Below are 1982 nucleotides of genomic sequence, written 5' to 3'. Positions count from 1 at the left end.
CCTGCTGATTGATTACGATCGGGAGGATCAGGTCTCATAAGTAAATTCTTCAGATTGAGGCAAAAAGAATTTGCGCAAGTTTATTGACACTACCCGTTAAATGCACGAAAAATTGCAGTTTAGGAGTAAATTAAAACCAATAGAAATATCTTATATTACCAAGTCGTTTACCTTATAATAGTGGATAGGAGCAAGTACTATGATACATAGCGAAAAAATAAATAGCATACTTGAGTATATTGAAAAAAATATTGATTTACAGCTTACTGTTGATCTTCTATCAAGCAAAGCGGGCTTATCACGATTTCATTTCCATCGAATATTCAAAGCCTTGATTGGCTTAAATCCAATGGAGTATATTGAGAAACAAAGGGTTAAGCGAGCTGCCTTCGACTTAGTGAATGAGAAGAAAAAGAAAGTTATTGATATAGCCTTTGATTATGGTTTCCAATCACATGAATCATTTATTAGAACATTTAAAAAAAATACTGGTATGACGCCTTCACAATTTCGTAAAGAAAAATTAGATATTAATATTCGGTATTTTGATAAATTAGGCTCTTTAGATTTAAAACTTTCGAATGGTAAAGTAATTCCCAATCCTAAAATTGTAACACAAAAAGCATTTACAATTGCATGTATCAAATATAAAGGAAATGATATTGATGCAGTAGATCTCTTATGGCAAGAGTTTTGGAAGCTTCGAAATCATTATAATATTAACAGCTGTTATTATTTTGGTGTTTGTCTGCATGATCTTGATATGCGTAATAAGGAAGTTTTTGATTACTACGCAGGTTACGAATCAAGCCTTTTAATGACAATTCCAAAAGAAATGAACACTCTTGAGATACCAGCAGAAAAATATGCTCAATTTACACATAAAGGGTCTCCCGAAAAGATAGGTCTTACATATGATCAGATATATTATTACTGGTTACCTTTTACAAACTGTATCCCAACAATGAATATGGATATGATTAGAGTTGACAAGCGATTTGATCGTGACGAAAATAGTGAAATTGATATTTTTATTCCTATAAATTGAAAAAAGCACAATCAGTCAAGATACCTCAATTTCTATTTGTATAATCTAACCTATAAGATTACTATAGGAGAATTAAAATGATGAAATCGCTAAACGACAAGGTTGCATTGGTAACAGGAGCGAGTAGGGGTATAGGCAAAGGCGTGGCTCTTGGACTGGCAGAAGCAGGAGTGACAGTATATATTACTGGTAGAACCAGACAGAAAGATTCCGTAACTAATATTATTGAAGGATCAATTGATGAAACTGTCGAAGAAATAAGAAAGGAAAATGGAAAAGCCTATTCATTGTATTGTGATCATACAGAAGACCATCAAGTGAAAGAAGTATTCAACCAAATTTATCAAAATGAAGGGAAAATTGATATACTGGTAAACAATGTCTGGGGTGGTTATGAAAGTATGTTCAGCCCACAGGGGGAATATCTTTGGGAAAAACCTTTTTGGGAGCAGCCAATTGAACAGTGGGATTTGATGTTTGCTGCAGGGGTCCGCGCCCACTATGTAGCAAGTCAAAATGCGGCTAAACTCATGATTAAGCAGAAAACGGGGCTTATAGTCAACATTTCTCACTGGGCTGCACAAAAGTTTAGTGGTAATGTTTCTTATGGTGTCGCTAAAGCAGCTACCGATAAATTGACTACCGACATGGCTCATGATCTAATGAATTATAATATAACCGTTGTTTCCATTTATCCTGGTCTTGTTAGAACTGAAAGAGTAATGAAAGCGGCAGAATTTCTGAATTTAAGTAATTCAGAATCACCTCAGTATACTGGCCGTGTCATTGCTTCATTATATGCTGATCCTAAGAAAAAAAAGAAAACTGGACAGGTCCATATCGCTTTATGTCAACATAGATTACGCGCTCTTTGAAATATTTTGTGAAGATTTTTTACCTTCGGTAGAGGATTGTCCTTCATAGTTTTTACCAG

At 34.5% G+C, this 1982-nt stretch carries 2 protein-coding genes; both read left to right on the top strand.

All coding sequences use genetic code 11. The annotated features are described in order from the left end of the window. Positions 1–199: 199 nt before the first annotated feature. Entirely contained in the window at positions 200–1048 is an 849-nt protein-coding gene (locus F459_RS23455; RefSeq protein WP_020614772.1) for an AraC family transcriptional regulator, read from the top strand. 77 nt (positions 1049–1125) lie between these two features. Then, positions 1126–1923 (top strand): SDR family NAD(P)-dependent oxidoreductase, encoded by a 798-nt coding sequence (locus tag F459_RS0121885; protein ID WP_020614771.1) that lies wholly within the window; start codon positions 1126–1128, stop codon positions 1921–1923. Positions 1924–1982 lie beyond the last annotated feature (59 nt).

This window comes from Sediminispirochaeta bajacaliforniensis DSM 16054, assembly GCF_000378205.1.
GTDB lineage: Bacteria > Spirochaetota > Spirochaetia > DSM-16054 > Sediminispirochaetaceae > Sediminispirochaeta > Sediminispirochaeta bajacaliforniensis.
This window is presented reverse-complemented; position numbering and strand designations above follow the sequence as displayed.